Genomic DNA, 18,045 nt, shown 5'->3' with positions numbered 1-18,045 from the left:
CCGCTGACACCAGGGCTTCCGCGCACTGACCGGGGTCATGAGGTGGCCGGGCCGGGCCGGGTCAGGCCGGGCCCGGCCGGCACATTGGCCCCCAGATTCGCCGCACGGCTCGCAGCGGATCGTGTGCGACGCGCGGCGGGCTGTCCCAGATCCGGGTCTCGCGCCGGGAAGCGGTGTGGCGGGGCCAGTCGTGGCCCGGCTCCAGATCGCGTACGAAGGCGACCCAGGCCGCGTGCATCGCGTCCGCGAGGTGCTGCGGCGGGCGGGCGCCGAGGGCACCGGTGACGCCTTCGGCGTGCAGGAGGTCGAATACGAAGGGGAGGTCGGCGCAGTGGTAGGCCGTCCCCGTCAGGGCGGAGCCGGTGGCGGGCCACTCGAACTGGTAGAGCCACGTGGGGCGTTCCCGCTCGGCGCGGGCGTCCGCGATGGCCAGGGCGGGGGCACGGAACGTCGTGTCGGTGACCGCCTGGGCCGTCAGGGCGCCGGGCCCGCCCGCGGCCGATCCGTAGGTGTCGAGGAAAAGACGCGTGTGCTCCTCGCCGAGGCCGTGGGCGGCGAGTACGGCGCGCAGGGTCTCCTCGGTGGCGGACGGTGCCGGGACCCCGTTGAACTCGTGCGCGGTGAACCCCAGCATCAGCGGGACGTCCCCGCCCGCGTCGCCGGCCGTGAGCGCGTCCGGCACCGGCGCGGGGACCAGCTCACCGTCCGCGAAGGGGGCGAGGCAGAGCAGCGGCAGTGCGGCCCGGTCGGGTCCGGGGGCGGTGAGCGCGTCCTGGAGCGCGAGGATGTCCTCGTCCGTACGGTCCGTCAGCGCGGCGGCGGTGGCGGGGACGCCGGTGCGGGCCGTCAGCAGCCGGGACACGGCTTCGGCCGTTTCCCGTGCCTGCGGGCGCATCACCGCGCCGGACATCGACACGGCGCCCCGGAACAGCCCCCGGGCGGCGGGGGTGGCCAGCAGTGTCTGCACGGCGCCGCCGCCCGCCGACTGCCCCCCGACCGTCACCTTCCCCGGATCGCCGCCGAAGCACGCGATGGTGTCGCGGACCCATTCCAGGGCGGCGATCCAGTCGCGTACGCCGCGGTTGTCGGGCGCGTCGGGCAGGTGGAGGAAGCCCTCGACGCCGAGCCGGTAGCCGAGGGAGACCACGACGACGCCGTCCCGGTTGAAGGCCGCGCCGTCGTACCAGGGGCTGGCCGCCGACCCCGCGACGAACCCGCCGCCGTGGATCCACACCAGCACCGGCAGCCCCGCGTGGGGCGACGGGTCCGGCGTGAAGACGTTCAGGTTGAGCGTGGCCGCACCCGGGACGGTGGGCTCCGGGATGGTGGTGACACCGGCGAACGAGCGGCGCTGAGCGGTCGGCCCGTACGCGAGGGCGTCCAGCACCCCCGTCCAGGGCCGCGCGGGAACCGGCGCGGTGAACCGGAGTTCCCCGACCGGGGGCTCGGCGTACGGAATGCCGAGGAACCGCACGCCGGTGGCCCGGCGCTCGCCGCGCACGGCGCCACGGTCCGTTCGGACGGTGACGTAGGACGGCGGGTGGCCTGCCATGACGTGTCTCCCTACTGGGTGGGTCCGGACCGGGTGACCGGATCGCGCGGTGTCGTGCTCGGCGTACCGCTTCAGCCTGTCCAGCAGTTGGGGCACTCATGGCTGCGGTGACGGCCCGACCGGCTCGCTTAGGGGCGCACCCTTCGGGGTACTCGCCGAACGGAAAAAGGGCCTATCAGGTGGTTAAGTGAGGAATCGGATACGTCGAGGAGAAGAGGCCGTCCATGCGAGTGCGTGATTCCGTCGTCGTGATCACCGGAGCGTCCAGTGGCATCGGGCGCGCCACCGCCATCGCGTTCGCCCGTAAGGGGTGCCCCGTGGTCCTGGCCGCCCGGCGGGAGGAGGCGTTGGAGGCGGTCAGGCAGGAGTGCGAACGCCACCGTGGCGCGGAGGCTCTCGTCGTGCCGACCGACGTCACGGACCCCAAGGCGGTCGAGGACCTCGCCCGGCGCGCCGTGCAGCGGTTCGGCCGTATCGACGTGTGGGTCAACGCCGCGGCCGTGACCGTGTTCGGCCCCTTCCGGGAGGTGCCCCTGGAGGACTTCCGCAAGGTCCTGGACGTGAACGTCATGGGGTACGTGCACGGCGCCCGCGCCGCCCTGCGGGTGATGTGTGAGCAGGGCCGGGGCACGCTGATCAACGTCTCGTCCATTGTGGGCGTGGTGAGCCAGCCGTACACTCACGCGTACGGCATGTCCAAGTACGCCATCCGGGCCCTCAGCGCGAGCCTGCGCCAGGAACTGCTGCTCGACAAGGCCAAGCACATCCACGTGTGCACGGTGCTCCCCGCCACGATCGACACACCGCTGTTCGAACACGCCGCGAACTACACGGGCCGCAAGCCCGTGGCCATGCCCCCCGTCTACAGCCCCGAGCGTGTCGCCCGGCGCATCGTGGACCTGGTGCGGGCGCCCCGGCGCGAAGTGGTGGTCGGACCGATGGGCCGTTCCATGGTGCTCGAGTCCAGGCTGGCACCGGGGCTGGTCGAGCGGATGATGGCCCAGCAGGTGGACAAGACCCACCTGTCCCGCAAGGAGCCCGCCCCGGCCGGCCACGGCAACCTGCACGTCCCCGCGCCGGGACCGGGCGCCGCTCATGGCGGGTGGGGCGGCCGGCGCCGCACCGCGATGCGCCGGCTGGCCACCGCCACGATGCTGGCGGGCGTGGTGGCGGGCGTGGCACGGCGGGCCAGGGCCCATTGAGCGGCGGGGCGCGCATGAGCTCACGGGAGCGGTGGTCAGCCGCGTCCACGCCGCCGTCCTCGACCGTCCTCGCATGCGGCGAGACCCATCGGGTACTCGCACACCATGACCGAAAAGGATAAAACGCACCGAACCGACCCCGAGGAAAAGGACGCCGCCGCGGCGGCGCAGCAGGCGGACGAGGAACGCGCGAAGGCCCGGCCCTTCAGCTACCCGTACCCCGAGCGCCGTGCCGGGGTCCGGGCCACCCGCAACGTCAGCCGCGAGCAGGCCGACGCCGACAGCGTCCCCGGCGTCCCGGGCGGGTACGGCACCACCGGCGGCGGCCAGCCCGGCGGCAGCGCCGGTATCGGCCCCGACCGCGAGGGCACCATCGACCCTGCCGAGTACGCCGACACCATCGGCGGCGGTGACCCCGACCCCCGCCGGGAAGCGGACCAGGACTGACGTGAACGGACAAGGACGGAAACGAACAGGGACTGACCAGGACTGACCCGACGCGGTGCGGCGCGGCACGCCGTACGGCGCCGGGCGCGTCGAGCGCCGCCGCAGCCGTGCCGGACGGCTCGGTGCCGGTGCCGGACGGGTCAGCGGCCCGGGGGCTCCAGCATCGGGTTCCACTCCGTGACGCCCGTGACGTCGTGTTCCCTCAGAGCCTGGAAGTACGTGCCGATCCTCGCCGCCTTCACGCTTCCGTGGTGGCAGGCGAGCGTCTGCGGGTGGATGGCCTCGATCTTGTCGAGCGCGCTGTTGAGGTGGGCTCGGGAAGGGAAGATGCCCACCGTCCGGTACATCTCGAGCATCACCTCGCTCTGATCGTCGTCGGTCACCGCGTGCCCCGCCTCCGGCCCGATGAAGACGTCCGAGCAGAACACCGTGCCGGTCGTGGGGTCGTAGGGGAGCATCGCCTCCCACGTGTGAACGTACGGCGTGATCAGGAAGCGCAGCCGGTGCGTGCCGAGGTCCAGCTCGCTGGACGCGTCGACCGGCAGCGAGTCGCGTACGGCGAAGTCGCCGAGGTTGACCGCGACGCCGAGCGGTGAGGCCACGGGTACGGCGTTCGGCGCCTGCTCCAGGAAACGGTTGAGCGCGCCGCACTCGTCGCCCTCGAAATGCGGGACGACCAGGTAGCGCAAGGTGGTGGGATCGACGACACGGGCGACGGCCTCCCGCGTCTCGTCGAAGGACAGCCGGAAACCGGTCTCCACGAGCGTCGGCGCCTCGTCGCGGATGACGAAGAAACTGGTGGAGAAGTCCTGGTCCGGTTCGGTCATCACCGTGATGCGGAAGACGTCCGGTGAGATCTCATCGACGGTGGCCATGGCGGCCTCCTCGTTGAGTGCGTTGAGGGGGGCGAACGGATTGAAGGGGCCCTGTGCTCCACAGTAGCCCCGCCGTCCCGGACGTACGGTCGCGTCCCGATCCCTTGACGTTGAACCGTTTCATTGGTTCCCTCGGAGCGCTGCTCATGGGAGCGCTCCCGCACATTCATGGAAAGGGAACCCCGTGCAGATCACCCCCCACCCGGCTCCGGCGCACCGCGCCGGAGCCACACGCGTGCTGCCTGCCCTCCTCACCGCGGTTCTCCTCGCCTGCCTGCTCTCCTGGGCCGGCGCCTCGCCCGTGCGGGCCGCGCCGGGAGACGGCTCGGTGTCCGACCCGCACATCACCTACACCGGCCGCTGGGACACGAGTTCGGGCACCGACGCCGTGCCCCACTGGACCGGCGGATACCTGCGAACCGCCTTCACCGGCACCACCGTGAAGGTCAAGGCCAGGGACGCCGTCAACTTCTACGCGAGCATCGACGGCAAGCCGGACGTCTTCCACGCGGGCGTACGCGGCACGGTGAACCTCACCCCCCAGCCGCTGGCCGCCGGCACCCACACGCTGCGCATCTCCTACCGCTCAGGCGACACCGTCTTCCGTGGCCTGGTTCTCGACCCCGGCGCGCGGACGGTCGCCGCGAGCGCACCGGCCCGGCTGATCGAGTTCGTCGGCGACTCCATCACCGCCGGCGCCCTCACCGACCGGCTGGCGCTCGACTCGTACGCCTGGAAGACCGGCGAGCGGTTGGACGCGCGGCACACCCGGATAGCCCGCTCGGGCTACTGCCTCGTCGCCCGGTCCGGATGCGTGGGCCTGAGCGGCCAGTTCTTCAAGACCAGCAGCACCGGCAGCCAGAACTGGGACTTCTCCCGCTACCAGGCGGACGCCGTCGTCATCAACCTCGGCACCAACGACATCGGGCACGGCGTGCCCGGCACCACCTTCCAGTCGGCGTACACCACGTTCCTCCGCGACATCCGCACCAGGTACCCGAACGCGACCCTCTTCGCGGTGCAGACGCTCAAGAAGCGGTACGTCAACGAGACCAGGGCCGCCGTCAGCGCCCGCAACAGCGCCGGTGACGCCAGGGTGCACTTCGTCGACACCTCGGGCTGGCTCACCGACGGAACCCACTACGAGGACGGCAACGGGCACCCCAACGAAGCGGGCCACACCGCGTTCGCCGACCGCCTGGCGCCCGTCATCAGCGCGAAGCTGCCCGCCCAGGCCGGTGCCCCCGCCGCGGTGGCACCCGGGCAGCCCGGTGACCCCAGCCTGAAGTTCGTCGGGCGCTGGGACACCCACAGTTCCCGTACCGCCTACACGCCGTACTGGGCGGGCGCGTACTACCGGGCGGGCTTCACCGGCAGGACCGTCAAACTGAAGCAGCGTGGCACGGTCGACCTGTGGGCGAGGATCGACAACGGGCCCGTGACGTTCTACGACGACGTCAAGGGGACGGTGCATCTGACCCCCTCGCCGCTGCCCTCCGGAAACCACACCCTTCAGGTCAACTACCAAGTGGTCGCCGGTTCATACCGTGGCGACGCCGTGTTCCAGGGCCTCGTCCTCGACAGCGGAGCCACCACCTTCGCGCCGGCGGCGCCCAGGAAGCTGGTCGAGTTCGTCGGCGACTCGATCACCGTGGGCACGACGACCTCGCAGAACGCCCGCACCGCGTACGGCTGGCTCATCGGCGAGCGCCTCGGCGTCGAGCACACCCAAATCGCCCAGGGCGGCGCGTGCCTGGTCGCCACGGCGGACGGATGCGTGGGCCTGGAGCGGCAGTTCAGCAGGCTCAACCCCAACGCGACCACGCCGGACTGGGACTTCTCCCGCTACCAGGCGAACGCCGTCGTCATCAACCTCGGCACCAACGACGTCGGCCACGGGGTGAGCTCCGCGCAGTTCCAGGCGGCGTACACCCGCCTGCTGCGCACCGTGCGCGCCGCCCATCCGCAGGCCTGGATCTTCGCCCTGGAGACCTTCCGGGGGAGGTACGTCCCGCAGACCGAGGCGGCCGTCAAGACCGTCACCGACGCCGGAGACGCCCGGGTCTCCTTCGTCGACACGACCGGCTGGCTGACCTCCGGCGACCTCACGGACTCCGTCCACCCCAACGACAAGGGGCACCGCGCCATCGCCGAGCGGCTCGCACCGATCATCGCGGCCAGGATCGGGAATTGATGGGGCGGCGGGCCCGGGCGGACGTCATGACCAGCATTTCCGGACATAACTGGGGATAATTCGGCTGGGGCAGATACGACAGCAGGGAGCGACAGTGATCCGTGTTCTTCTCGTCGAGGAAAACGGGCTGCTGCGTGGAGCACTCGCCGCTCTCCTGACACGCGAGGACGACATCGAGGTCGTCGCGGAGGCCGGGGGAGACGGACAGGTCCTGGCGCGTGCGCTGTCGTACCGCCCCGACGTGGTCGTCATCGACGTCGACTCCCGCCAGGACGAGGCGCTCGCCACGGCGAGCACGCTGTGCGAGCGCCTCCCCGAATGCCGGACGCTGCTGGTGGCGGGGGCGCCGGCACTCGAAAGGCTGCGCCGCGTGCTCGCCCTGCGGCCCCCCGGGCTCATCGGCAAGGACGGGCCTCCCGACCGGCTCGTCGAGGGCATCCGCAAGGTGGTCCGGGGTCAGCGCTACATCGCTCCCGAGCTGGCGGTGCTCGTACTCGACGCGGTGGAGAACCCCCTGACGCCGCGTGAACGGGAAGTCCTGCGGCTCGCCGCCGAAGGCGCACCGGCACGGGAGATCGCCGACCGGCTGTCGCTGTCCGTGGGAACCGTCCGCAACCACCTGTCGGCGCTCACCCGTAAAGTCGGCGCCCGCAACCGCATCGACGCGATCAGGATCGCCCGGGAGTCGGGCTGGCTGTGACGTCCGCGGCGTCCGCGGAGTCGGCGGACGCCGCGTGCACCTCCGCCGTCGTGGCGCCGGGCGCCAGACAGGTGTAGCCGGGGCGGGGACGCGCCACGCGTCCTCGCCCCGAGGGGTCCCTCAACAGAGCAGCAGGCTGTACCTGCTCGCGCCGCCGCACTGCTTGCTGGCCCGGCTTCCGGGCGGCGGTGCAGCGCTGTCACGCAGATCCATGCCTTGCAGGTCGAGGATCGTCATGTCGTCTCACCTCCCTTCTCCTTCGAGGAACGGCAGATGTACGGGGGAGTCGTGCAGCGCGGCGCCGAGTGCCAGCAGCACCCCGGCGCTGCCGGTGCCCAGGTCCAGGGAGAGCCGCAGCAATTCCTCGCCGGGGAAGACGAGACGGCCCCGGTGGACCACGGCGTACCGCGCCAGTCGGCGTATGTGTTCCGCGACCACCGGATCCCGCTGGGCCGCGGTACCGGCGGGGTGCGCGCGGCTGAGGTGGAGGATCATCCCGGCCAGGCCGTGGAAGAGACCCGGCTCGATGTAGAACCCGCCCTCGGCGGCCCTGCGGATCGCCGCCGAGGCCGTACGGAAGCCGTCGTCCTCCCGGTGGGCGAGGTAGCCGTCGAGGATGAGCCCGATGCCCACGCTTCCGTCCGCGAGGTACGGCATCGTCCGCCAGCCCTCGTCGACCTCCATGTCCCCCTCCCCGCGCACGACGCACCGGCGCAGGTCCTGCCGGAGGGCCGTCGCGGCCAGGTCGAGGAACGCCGGGTCGCCCGTGTGCTCGTACCACCGCAGCAGGAGCAGCGCGGGGCCGGCCGAACCGCGCATCAGGCCGGCGTACAGGTGCGGGCCGCCGCTGACCTCGGGGACGGAATCGGCCGCACCCAGGCGGGAGGCCACGGTGCCCACCACGTCCCCGGCCGCGTCGTGGAGGGCGGGATCGCCGGTGGCCGAGGCGAAGTGGAGGAGGTTCAGGCCGATGCCCGACAGCCCGCCCTGGAGATCGGGGCCGAGCTCCTTCCAGCGTTCCCCCGCGCACTGGTCGAGGATCTTCAGCGCCTCACGCCGGTGGCCGAGATGGTCCAGGACGTACGCGACGCCGTGCAGGCCGTCGTAGAAACCGAGACGGGTGCCCGGCAGCGGGCGCAGCGCCCGCCGGATCAGCCACTCCTCGTGATCGGGGTGGCGGCCGGCACCGGTCACATCGAGCGCGTACAGCACGCCGGCCGCGCCGTACGCGACCCCGAGGCCGCCGCCCGGCGCGGCGAACTGCGCGATGTCGCCGGGGAAGAGCCGGTCGTCCCGCTGCGGTGTGGCCTCCGCGAGGATGCCCTCGGCCAGTGACGCGCGGGCCTCGGCCCAGCCCTCGGCATCGGGCCGAATCCGGGGTTCCACGTCCGCGCCCGCGCCCGCAGCGGCGTCCGTGCCCGTGATGGTCCGCACCGCTGCGTCGAAGAAACCGTCGGGGAGCGGGAAGGTGCGTGCCGCCTCCCGGGCGAGCTGTCCCGCCTTGCCGGCGTCGATGGAGAACAGGGAGGTCAGCGGCGAGAAGAGGAAGAGCTTGAGACAGGCCAGGGCGTAGTCGTCCACGGCGAAGCCCCGCCGCCCGCGCGGCGCGGTGAACCCCAGGGCGCCCAGGGACTGCTCCCGCTCCTCCGACACATCGGCCGCCCCCTCGAAGTCGATCAGCACCACGCCGCCGTCCGGGCGGACGATGATGTTCGACGGCTGGAGGTCACCGATGACCACACCGCGCTCATGGATCTCGGCGACGGCCCGCTCCACGCGGTCGTACACGCCGACCGCCCAGGAGGTGTAGCCCGCCAGCACCGCCTCGTCCGCCCGCAGCCGGGTGAGGGGGTACCGCTCGACGAAAAGATGGTTGAGCTCCCTGCCCTCGACGAACTCCTCGACCAGGAAGTGGTGCTCACCCATCACGAAGTGATCGTGCACGGCCGGTACGCAGCCGAGGCCGCGCAAGCGCTCCAGCGTCTGCCTCTCACGGCGCAGCCTGGCGACCGCGTCCCGGCCGTCCGCTGTCAGGCCCGCGTACGGCCGGGCCTCCTTCAGCACCACGCGCTCCCCGGTGCGCAGGTCCTCACCGGCGTAGAGGCCGCCGCTGTTGGAGAAGTGCAGGGCGCCCTGAAGGCGGTACGGCAGGTCCGTGACCCGTGCGCCGCCCCGCGCCGCCAGGTGCGGGGCGAGGAATCCCGGCAGCTCCACCCAGTCGGGCACCTGGAACGTCGGCCCCCGCACATCCGGCACCAACCGGCCGTCGCCGTCCTCGATGGCGAGCTCGACCTCTCCGGCGGGGGAGACGCAGTACCGCTCGCCGAAGGCCCCGTACCGGACGTACAGCGGACCCTCGCCCCAGCGCAGGTCGCTCAGGATGTACGGCCCCGGCCGGCCCGCGAGGACCGTGCCCAGCTCGGTGAGGACGCGCTCCAGCTGCTCCTCGTCCACGGGGTAGATCGTCACGAACTTCCCGCTCGATCCCCGGTGCGCGTATTTCGCGTTGGCGAGCAGCAGCAGGTCCTTGCCGGGGAGGAACTTGAACGGAAGCCGTCGCGGGACGCAGTAGTCCCAGACATCGGTGAGGATCCGCGCCGCGTTGTCGAGGCAGGCCGAAACGTGGATCTTCCAGCCCTGGAGGGGGAGTTGGGCGCCATCGGGACGGAGCACGACCCAGTCGTCCAGTTCGGAGCGCTGCCAGGTCTCGGGAGCCGGACGCCGGGTCTGCGCGAACGCGGTGTCCCCGCCGTGGGCGCGGGCCGGAGCGTCGTAGAAGTGGGCGTCCATGAGGCAGTAGACCTCGTAGCGCTTGTCCACCGGTGGCCCTCCCCTTCCGGGGCCGGTCAGCCCCTGAAGCGGCTGTGTCGCGCGTGCGCGGTGCCGCGGCGGGGAACCATCGCTCCCATGCCGCCGGGGCACCGCCTATCAGTGACTCTTCCAGAGTTGCCGAGCCCGGAACACCACCCTCTGTCACGCGATGGGCGTGAAAATCACACGGCCCGGCCGTGACGGGAAGACAGGGCGACCCCAGCGAGCCGCCAGGTGGGCGGGCTGCCGCCGATCGGGCGGTCCGAGGCGTCCGCCTCGGAGTGTGCACCAGGGCTGCTCCCCACCACGCCGTTAGCTGGTCGCGGTGGAGTTCGGTGAAAGGAACCGGTGGCGACCGTGACGCACGACGACAAGAGGGAATCCTCCTACAAGGGCACGTCAACGAAGGCGATCCTTCATCACTACGACTACCTGGGGGACTTCTACCGGCTCATCCTCGGCCAGGACCAGGTCTACTCCTACGGCATGTGGGAGGACGGCGACAGCCTGGAGTCCGCCCAGTTGCGCAAGCTCGACTACCACGCCGTGGCGTCAGGCGCAGTCGGCGCCGAGCGGGTACTGGACGTCGGCTGCGGTTACGGCACCCTGGTCCACCGCCTGGTGGAGACCCACCACGTCAAGCACGCCGTGGGCATCACCATGAGCCCCCTCCAGGCTTCCTGGGCACGTGAGCAGAACTGGCCCGGCTGCGACGTGCGGATGGAGAACTGGTTCGACCACGAGCCGGATGGCCCGTACGACGCCATCATCGCCATCGAGGCGATCGAACACTTCGCCGGGAACACCCTGTGGCGGGCCAAGCGCGTCGCCCGCTACCGGGAGTTCTTCCGCCGCAGCCGGGAGTGGCTGCGGCCGGGCGGGCGGCTGTGCATCCAGGCCAACGTCTGGAACGACCGGGGCTGGCTGGCCTCACTGGTGCTGCCACCCGAGCTGCTGTCAGCGCCCGCGCCCGGCGGAACCGGCGCGGACACGGACACGGACACCCGGCAACGCCGCCCCGGCGTGAAGGCCATCGTCGGCGGCGTCAGGAACCTGCGCGAGGGCCTGCACGCGTCACGGAAGGTGTTCCCCGAGTGCTGCCTGCCGACCCGGGCCGAGCTGACCGAGGCCAGCCACGGCCTGTACCGGCTGGTGGAGTCGCGCAACGACCCATGGGACGGCGTGCGCACCGTGGCGAGCTGGCTGGAGCGGTCCGAGGCCAACCGCGCGCGCGGCGCCGAGCTCATCGGCGAAGAGGCGGTGGCCGACATCATCAGGGAGCAGCGGACCGCCCTCAGGTTCCTCAAGGAGGGACGCTTCACGAGCGTCCGCATGGTGTTCGAGAAGCCTGAGTCCTCGTCCTAGCCAGTCCTGGTCCTGGTCCTGGTGCCAGTCCTGGTCCTGGACCTGGCCGTCCTGGGCCTGGCCGTCCCCGGTTCGTCGGGGGCCGTCCGGCCCGGCTCCGCTCAGCCGGTTCCCCGGCCGCCCAGCGCGTGGCGCTGCATCAGGCGTGAGATGTCGCTCCAGGTGACGATGCCCACCAGCTGCCCCTGGTCCACCACGAGGATGCGCCTACCGGCGCCCGGGCGGAGCTTGTCCAGCGCCTCGGTCAGGAGCTCGTCCGGCGCCGCGACCGCGCACTGCGGCAACGGGGTCGCCACCTCCCGTACGCGCAGCGACTCCCGGCGCGCCGCCGGGACCGCGGCGAGCCTGCGCAGCTCCACGATTCCGCTCGGGCGGCCGTCGAAGTCGAGCAGCGGCACGGCGGAATGGCGCGAGTCCACCGCCACCTCGTCGATGAACCGCTGGACGGTCAGCCAGTCGGCGCCGGTGACCACCGGGCTCGACATGGCGTCGGCGACCCGCACGCCCCGCAGTGCCGCGTCGAGGACGGCGCGCTGCCGCTCCGCGCCGGCGACGACGGTGAGGAAGAGGCCGATGAAGAACAGCCACAGGCCGTCCGCCGCCCCGCGCAGCAGCGCGATCCAGCCGACCGCCATCAGCAGCACGCCCATGACCTGGCCGCCGCGGGACGCCACCCGCTCCGCGCGCTCGCGGTCCCCGGTACGCCACCACAGCAGCGCCTGCACCATCCTCCCGCCGTCCAGGGGCGAGGCGGGCAGCAGGTTGAACACGCCCAGGAACAGGTTCATCCAGCCGAGCCACACCAGGACGGCGGCGGGCACCGCCCAGCCCGTCAGCGCGTGCAGCCCGAGCCCCGCGCCCAGCGTGGCGCCTCCGATGACCAGGCTGGCGAGCGGTCCGCTGACCGCCACCGCGAAGGCGACCGCGGCGCTGCGGGGCCGGTCCATCCGGGTCATGCCGCCCAGCGCCCACAGCGTCACGTCCTGCACCGGGATGTCCCGCCTGCGGGCGGTGGCGGCGTGTGCCGTCTCGTGCAGCAGCAGGCTGCCCAGCAGCAGCACGGACCCTATGGCGCTGGCAAGGGCGTAGACGGCGTCCGAGAGGCCGGGAGTCCACGCGGGCAGAACCTGCCGGCCGAGGCCGTAGGCGAACACCACCACCAGCAGCGGCACGCTCCAGTGCATCCGCAGCGGCACACCGACAACCCGTCCGACACGGACCGAGCCGTTCATGGTCCTCTCCTGCCCAGGCGCTCTCTCGTTCCATTGTCCCTCTGGGGCTCCGCCGGATGCCGCCGAGCCGGATTCCTCCCGGGCCGTTTGCGCGGCCGTACGGGTGATACCCGTCACGGGATGGCCGACGGAGCACCGGGCGGCACCCGGCCGCCGTCCGTGGCCACGGGCAAGGAGACAAGCGATGACCATGTCGGTCAAAGACATGCTGAACACCTACCCCGCCGACCTCGGTGACGTCGACAAAGAGGCGATGGCCCGGTGCATCGAGGAATGCGTCGCCTGCGCGCAGGCGTGTACCGCCTGCGCGGACGCCTGCCTGTCCGAGGGGATGGTCGGAGACCTCACCAAGTGCATCCGTACCGACATGGACTGCGCCGACGTCTGCAACGCCACCGCGGCGATCCTCTCCCGCCACACCGGCTACGACGCCAACGTGACGCGGACGATCCTCCAGGCGTGCGCGACCGCGTGCAAGGCGTGCGCCGACGAGTGCGAGAGCCACGCCGACATGCATGAGCACTGCCGGATCTGCGCGGAGGCGTGCCGGCGCTGCGAGGAGGCCTGCAACACCCTGCTCGCCCGGCTGGGCTGAGGCGACGCGTCAGGTTTCCCGCCGGGGCGGCCCGGTTACCCAGGAAGGGCAGCGGCCGGGGCCGGTGGGGTCCCCGGCGCGCGCCACCGTGTGCGGACAGTGGACAGTGAGAGACGGAGTGCCCATGGCCAGTACGAAGGTTTCCGACCACATCCTCCAGCGACTGCGGGAGTGGGACGTCGAGCACGTCTTCGCCTACGCGGGCGACGGCATCAACGGCCTGCTGGCCGCCTGGGGACGCGCCGACGACAAACCCCGGTTCATCCAGTCCCGGCACGAGGAGATGTCGGCCTTCCAGGCCGTGGGGTACGCCAAGTTCTCCGGCAAGGTGGGCGTCTGCGCGGCTACCTCGGGGCCGGGCGCCATCCACCTGCTCAACGGCCTGTACGACGCGAAACTCGACCACGTCCCCGTCGTCGCGATCGTGGGCCAGACCAACCGCAGCGCCATGGGCGGCTCCTACCAGCAGGAGGTGGACCTGCACACCCTGTTCAAGGACGTCGCCTCGGACTTCTGCGAGACGGCGATGGTGCCGGAGCAGCTGCCGAACCTCATCGACCGGGCGATGCGGACGGCGTACGCCAAGCGCACGGTGACGGCCGTCATCGTCCCCGCCGACGTACAGGAACTGGAGTACACCCCGCCCCAGCACGCCTTCAAGATGGTGCCCTCCAGCCTGGGCCTGGGCAGGTACGCGCCCGTGCCCGCCGACGAGGACATCGAGCGGGCGGCCCAGGTGCTGAACGCCGGTGAGAAGGTCGCCATCCTCATCGGGCAGGGGGCGCGGGGAGCCCGCGCGGAGGTCGAGCGGCTGGCAGACGTGCTGGGCGCGGGCGTGGCCAAGGCGCTGCTGGGCAAGGACGTCCTGCCGGACGACCTGCCGTATGTGACCGGCTCGATCGGCCTGCTGGGCACCCGGCCCTCCTACGAGCTGATGCGGGAGTGCGACACCCTGCTGATGATCGGCTCCAGCTTCCCGTACACCCAGTTCATGCCCGAACTCGACCAGGCACGCGCGGTCCAGATCGACATCGACCCGCACATGATCGGGCTGCGCTACCCCTTCGAGGTGAACCTCGTCGGCGACGCCCGCGAGACGCTGCAACGGCTGCTGCCGCGCCTGCACCGCAAGGAGAGCCGCGTCTGGCGGGAGAAGATCGAGAAGAACGTCGCCCGCTGGTGGGAGGTCATGGAGCGGCGGGCCGCCGTGGACGCCGACCCCGTCAACCCCGAGTACGTGGTGCACGCCCTGGACGGCATGCTCCCCGACGACGCCATCATCACCGCCGACTCCGGATCGGCCGCCAACTGGTACGCCCGGCACCTGCGGCTGCGCGGCCGGATGCGCGGATCCCTGTCGGGCACCCTGGCGACGATGGGGCCGGGTGTTCCGTACGCCATCGGGGCCAAGTTCGCCCACCCGGACCGGCCCGCGATCGCCCTGGTCGGTGACGGGGCCATGCAGATGAACGGCATGATGGAGCTGATCACCGCGGCCAAGTACCGGCACGAGTGGTCCGACCCGCGCCTGATCGTGGCCGTGCTCAACAACGGGGACCTCAACCAGGTCACCTGGGAGATGCGGGCCATGTCCGGCGCCCCGCAGTTCGAGCAGTCGCAGTCCATCCCCGACGTGCCGTACGCCGACATCGCCGAGCGCATCGGCCTGGCGGGCGTGCGCGTGGAGAAGCCCAAGCACGTCGAGTCGGCGTGGAAGCAGGCCCTCGCGGCGGACCGGCCGTTCGTGATCGACTTCCGCACCGACCCGGCCGTGCCCCCGATCCCGCCGCACGCCACGCTGGACCAGATCGAGGCCGCCGTCTCCGCGATCGTGCGGGGCGACAGCGACAGCGCCAACGTGATCAAGCAGGGCTTCAAGGCGAAGGTGCAGGAGTTCCTGCCGGGCAGCCGGCACCGCGAGGGCTCTTGACAGCTGACGGGCTGACACCGCGGCGCCCTTGACGGCCCCGACGGCCCCGACGGCCCTGACGTCCTGCACCGTGGCGCCCTGGCGCCCTCGCTTCTTGGTGGACGTCAGGGCTCCGGCGGTGCGTCGGGCGGCGCCGGCGACTGCGACTGCGCCGGCGCCGGCCTGCGGGTGAACGTGAAGGTCAGGCTGGATGTGCCGGCCGGCTCTCCCCCCGAGCCGAGGAGGGAGATCCGTCCCTTCGCGCTGACTTCGGCGCTGACGGTGACCTGGTCCAGCTCGTACGCGCCGCACGCGTCGGGCAGTTCGGCGATGACCGAGCGCATGGAGTCCACGAAGCCGGTCACGCGCTGGCGGAACACATCGACGGGGATCTCGGTCCGGCCGAGGCGCCATTCCTGGGGCCTGCGGAACATCGAGCGGTCATCGTTGTCCTCCAGCGCCAGCACGCGGACGACACCGTCCGTCTCTCCCACCTGCTGCGGCTGCTGCGGGTTCTCCGGCTGCTCCGGCTGTGGATGCGACATGGGTGCCTTTCTCGGTGACGGGGCGGACCCGCGACTGCGGTCCGGCGTACGACGAATACCACCCGGCCGGAGCACGTGCGAGAGTGCCGGTCAGACGTTGGGCACCTTCAGCTTGTCCCAACTGGTCTTTCCCGGGATGCCGTCGGCGTCACTGCCCGAGTAGCCGAGCTTGCGCTGCCAGGCGGCGTACGACTTCCTGTCGGCCTCGCTCCAGTCGGGGCTCGGGCCCACCTCGTACCGCCCGCATCCCTCCGCCACGAGCCGCTTGCCCATCGCCGTGATGACCGGGCTGCGTCGGCCGGGAGCGAAGAACGCGGCGCCGGGGAACGGCTCGTACCTGGCCGGGGGTTTCTGCGCCGGCGGCTTCGGCGGGCCGTCCGGCTTGCCGCCGAGGCGCTGTCCGATCCTGCCGCGCATCGCCTCCATGGTGAAGCCGCGGGGGTCGATCTTCCCCGGCTGCCACTCCTTATGGCCGATCACCGAGCGGTGCGACCAGCCGTGTGCCCGGCACAGCGCGGCGGACGCCTTCTCCACCGCCTCCAGCTGGGCGGCCGGCCACGGGTCGCTGCCGTTGCCGAGGTTGACGCACTCGAAGCCGTAGAAGTACCGGTTGCCGTCGGTGTTGGCCTCGTTGTCGGCGGGCAGCGCCGTCTCGTTGATCACCGCGCGCAGGACCTCGTCGTCGCCGAGGCCCGCGTGGTTGGTCCGGCCGTAGCCGACCAGGTGGACCGAGCCGTCCTTGGCGATCACACCGTGGCACAGCGGCCCCGGCAGGCTCGCATGGCCGTCGTAGCAGAGGTTGACGGAGCTCTGCGTGCCGGACGTCACGGTGTGATGGATCATCACCCCGTGCACGGGCCCCCACGGGCCCTTGTGATTACGGTTGTGCGTACGCCAGTTGCGGTGCTCGACGACGCGCAGGCCCTCCGCACGGAGGGACTGGAGGAACCTGGCGGCGGACAGGGGCGTTGCCATCGTGGTGTTCCTTTCCGGGGGGCACGGTGGTGGGTCAGTTCTCGGACCGTCCTGGGGCGTCCGGCCCCGGCGAGCCGGCGGCCGCCGCCCGCTCGGCGGCCATCGCTTCCGCCTCGGCCGCGGCCTCCGCCGCCAACTCCTCCTCGTTCGCCGCCGGGACGGGACCGGCCAGCGGCCCGAACGTCAGGCGCAGATCGGAGACCGAGCCCTCACCGAACACCCAGGCCAGCGGCGCGTGGTGGACCGTGATGCCGCTCGGGGACATCAGCAGCGGACGGCGGGCCGCGTCCCTCGGCCACTCCACGTCACCCGTCGCCGTACGCGCGGCGACGGTCCAGTAGTCCCCGCAGCGGTACGTCCGGCCCGGCTCGAAGTACACCTCGACGCCGTCCTCCAGCGGCAGCCAGCGGCCCTCCTCGATCCGCAGCGCCCCGCCCCGCGGCTTCGGGGCGCCCTTGTGCGGGCGGCCGCTCGCGGGGCGGTGGTCCCAGCGGCGCAGGAACGGGTGCAGCTCGGGGCGCCGGCCCACCGACGGGCCCGGCTCCGCGGACAGCCGCACGCGCCGCCCCGGCAGGTCGACCTCCTCGACCCGCAGCAGTGGCAGCGGCTCGCCGCGGCTGACACTTGCGGTGTCGCCGAACTCGACCCAGTCGCCGACGTTCACAGCCAGCTTGTCGTCGCCGCCCAGCGAGGCCAGCTCCACCCACGTACCGTCGAGCCCGTCGACCGGGAAGGTCACGGAGCCGTTCTCGCGCGACCACTTGTACGTGGCGTTTTCCGCCGTACCGCCCTCGTGGATCTCCACCCGGTACAGCTGGTTCTCCGGGCCCCGGTAGCGGGCGTCCGGCGTGACCAGGCACGGGTCCTCGTCCGCGTGGTCGGGGCGTTCGCTGCGGGCGGCCATCCGCGAGGTCGGCGCCTGCGCGGCCGCCCACCTGGCGAAGGCCGCGCGGATCTGGCCCTTGTCCTCCTGGTCCGCCACCTCCAACTGGGCGCCGGGCAGCGGGAGCACCTGCCACACGACCTTCAGCCGGGCCGCCGTGTCGGGCATCGCCGAACCGAGCGCCACCTCGCGCAGCAGCGGGTCCTCGGCCGCGGTGACCGACCGCTCCCACACCTTCAGGTACGCCAGGTACGGGAACTGGGCCGGCAGCCGGTCACCGCGGCGCTCCGGGTCCCGGTGACCGTCCGGCTGGTTCCAGTACGTCCAGGTGGCCGGCGTCGCCGGGGGCGCCGGCGTCGCCGGGGCGGCCGGGGTGTCGCCCTCGGCGGCCGCGTGCCCGTCCTCGGCCACCGGGGTGCCGGGGTGCGGGCGCGTCGCGTCCAGGAGGATGCCGTCCACGTAGTAACGGCCGGGCCCGATGATCAGCTCGTCCAGCTCCTGGCCACGGCCCTCGAAGCCGATCTTGAAGCCGGTGGCCCCGCGCGGGCCGCCGTGCTGCCCGATCAGGTCGGCCGCGATCGTGCGGGCCTGGTGCAACTGGATCGCGGCCTGCTCATTGGCGTCCGCGTCGAGCTGGACGCGGCCCTGCTGCGCGATCACCGCCGAGTAGTTCCGGTCCGGCCGGAAGGTGACGCGGGAGATGTCTGCGTGCATGGGAAGGGGTCCCCCTAGGAAGTTCGTCGTTCGAATGAGAGGTCGT

Annotated in this window: 15 protein-coding genes; 7 read left to right on the top strand and 8 right to left on the bottom strand. The window is 72.0% G+C overall.

Translation table 11 applies throughout. The features are described 5' to 3' along the window. Nucleotides 1–61: 61 nt before the first annotated feature. Nucleotides 62–1,552: a carboxylesterase/lipase family protein gene (locus tag QWM81_RS01645; RefSeq protein ID WP_290109571.1), complete on the bottom strand. Its 1,491-nt coding sequence runs from the start codon at nt 1,550–1,552 to the stop codon at nt 62–64. A gap of 224 nt (nt 1,553–1,776) precedes the next feature. Between QWM81_RS01645 and QWM81_RS01640 the strand changes: the two genes are divergently transcribed. Together QWM81_RS01640 and QWM81_RS01635 are read left to right on the top strand one after the other, a co-directional pair. Then, nucleotides 1,777–2,754: an SDR family oxidoreductase gene (locus QWM81_RS01640; protein WP_290109570.1), complete on the top strand. Its 978-nt coding sequence runs from the start codon at nt 1,777–1,779 to the stop codon at nt 2,752–2,754. A gap of 105 nt (nt 2,755–2,859) precedes the next feature. After that, nucleotides 2,860–3,201 (top strand): hypothetical protein, encoded by a 342-nt coding sequence (locus QWM81_RS01635; RefSeq protein ID WP_290109569.1) that lies wholly within the window; start codon nt 2,860–2,862, stop codon nt 3,199–3,201. Nucleotides 3,202–3,341: 140 nt separating this feature from the next. On the opposite strand, the gene QWM81_RS01630 is transcribed toward QWM81_RS01635, so the two are convergent. After that, nucleotides 3,342–4,076, bottom strand: a complete 735-nt coding sequence (locus QWM81_RS01630) for an oxygen-binding di-iron domain-containing protein (protein WP_290109567.1) — start codon at nt 4,074–4,076, stop codon at nt 3,342–3,344. Nucleotides 4,077–4,260: 184 nt separating this feature from the next. Here QWM81_RS01630 and QWM81_RS01625 point away from each other — a divergent pair, with 184 nt between their 5' ends. Further along, a complete protein-coding gene (locus QWM81_RS01625; protein WP_290109566.1) occupies nt 4,261–6,270 on the top strand; it encodes a GDSL-type esterase/lipase family protein in 2,010 nt (669 codons plus the stop codon). Between the two features lie 94 nt (nt 6,271–6,364). Further along, on the top strand, nt 6,365–6,970 hold the full coding sequence (locus tag QWM81_RS01620; protein ID WP_290109565.1) for a response regulator transcription factor: 606 nt from the start codon (nt 6,365–6,367) through the stop codon (nt 6,968–6,970). Between the two features lie 120 nt (nt 6,971–7,090). On the opposite strand, the gene QWM81_RS01615 is transcribed toward QWM81_RS01620, so the two are convergent. Continuing rightward, complete coding sequence (locus QWM81_RS01615; protein ID WP_290109564.1) at nt 7,091–7,207, bottom strand: class III lanthipeptide; 117 nt, start codon at nt 7,205–7,207, stop codon at nt 7,091–7,093. 6 nt (nt 7,208–7,213) lie between these two features. Continuing rightward, on the bottom strand, nt 7,214–9,790 hold the full coding sequence (gene lanKC, locus QWM81_RS01610; protein WP_290109563.1) for a class III lanthionine synthetase LanKC: 2,577 nt from the start codon (nt 9,788–9,790) through the stop codon (nt 7,214–7,216). A 348-nt stretch (nt 9,791–10,138) separates the two neighbouring features. Between lanKC and QWM81_RS01605 the strand changes: the two genes are divergently transcribed. Further along, on the top strand, nt 10,139–11,146 hold the full coding sequence (locus QWM81_RS01605) for an SAM-dependent methyltransferase (protein ID WP_290109562.1): 1,008 nt from the start codon (nt 10,139–10,141) through the stop codon (nt 11,144–11,146). Nucleotides 11,147–11,247: 101 nt separating this feature from the next. On the opposite strand, the gene QWM81_RS01600 is transcribed toward QWM81_RS01605, so the two are convergent. After that, a complete protein-coding gene (locus QWM81_RS01600; RefSeq protein WP_290109561.1) occupies nt 11,248–12,378 on the bottom strand; it encodes a site-2 protease family protein in 1,131 nt (376 codons plus the stop codon). 184 nt (nt 12,379–12,562) lie between these two features. On the opposite strand from QWM81_RS01600, the gene QWM81_RS01595 reads away from it, so the two are divergent. Next, nucleotides 12,563–12,973 (top strand): four-helix bundle copper-binding protein, encoded by a 411-nt coding sequence (locus QWM81_RS01595; RefSeq protein ID WP_290109560.1) that lies wholly within the window; start codon nt 12,563–12,565, stop codon nt 12,971–12,973. A gap of 124 nt (nt 12,974–13,097) precedes the next feature. Beyond that, nucleotides 13,098–14,903: a thiamine pyrophosphate-requiring protein gene (locus tag QWM81_RS01590; protein WP_290109559.1), complete on the top strand. Its 1,806-nt coding sequence runs from the start codon at nt 13,098–13,100 to the stop codon at nt 14,901–14,903. Nucleotides 14,904–15,007: 104 nt separating this feature from the next. On the opposite strand, the gene QWM81_RS01585 is transcribed toward QWM81_RS01590, so the two are convergent. From QWM81_RS01585 to QWM81_RS01575, 3 genes are all read right to left on the bottom strand, one after another. Then, the gene (locus QWM81_RS01585) at nt 15,008–15,427 is read right to left on the bottom strand and encodes a Pepco domain-containing protein (protein WP_290109558.1); all 420 of its coding nucleotides are present in this window, start codon (nt 15,425–15,427) and stop codon (nt 15,008–15,010) included. Nucleotides 15,428–15,517: 90 nt separating this feature from the next. Continuing rightward, complete coding sequence (locus tag QWM81_RS01580) at nt 15,518–16,402, bottom strand: peptidoglycan-binding protein (RefSeq protein WP_290109557.1); 885 nt, start codon at nt 16,400–16,402, stop codon at nt 15,518–15,520. 34 nt (nt 16,403–16,436) lie between these two features. Continuing rightward, nucleotides 16,437–17,999, bottom strand: a complete 1,563-nt coding sequence (locus QWM81_RS01575; RefSeq protein ID WP_290109556.1) for a DUF6519 domain-containing protein — start codon at nt 17,997–17,999, stop codon at nt 16,437–16,439. Nucleotides 18,000–18,045 lie beyond the last annotated feature (46 nt).

The organism is Streptomyces ficellus (assembly GCF_030406405.1).
Classification (GTDB): domain Bacteria; phylum Actinomycetota; class Actinomycetes; order Streptomycetales; family Streptomycetaceae; genus Streptomyces; species Streptomyces ficellus_B.
Note: the sequence above shows the minus strand (reverse complement) of the source record. Positions and strands in the feature narration are given on the sequence as shown.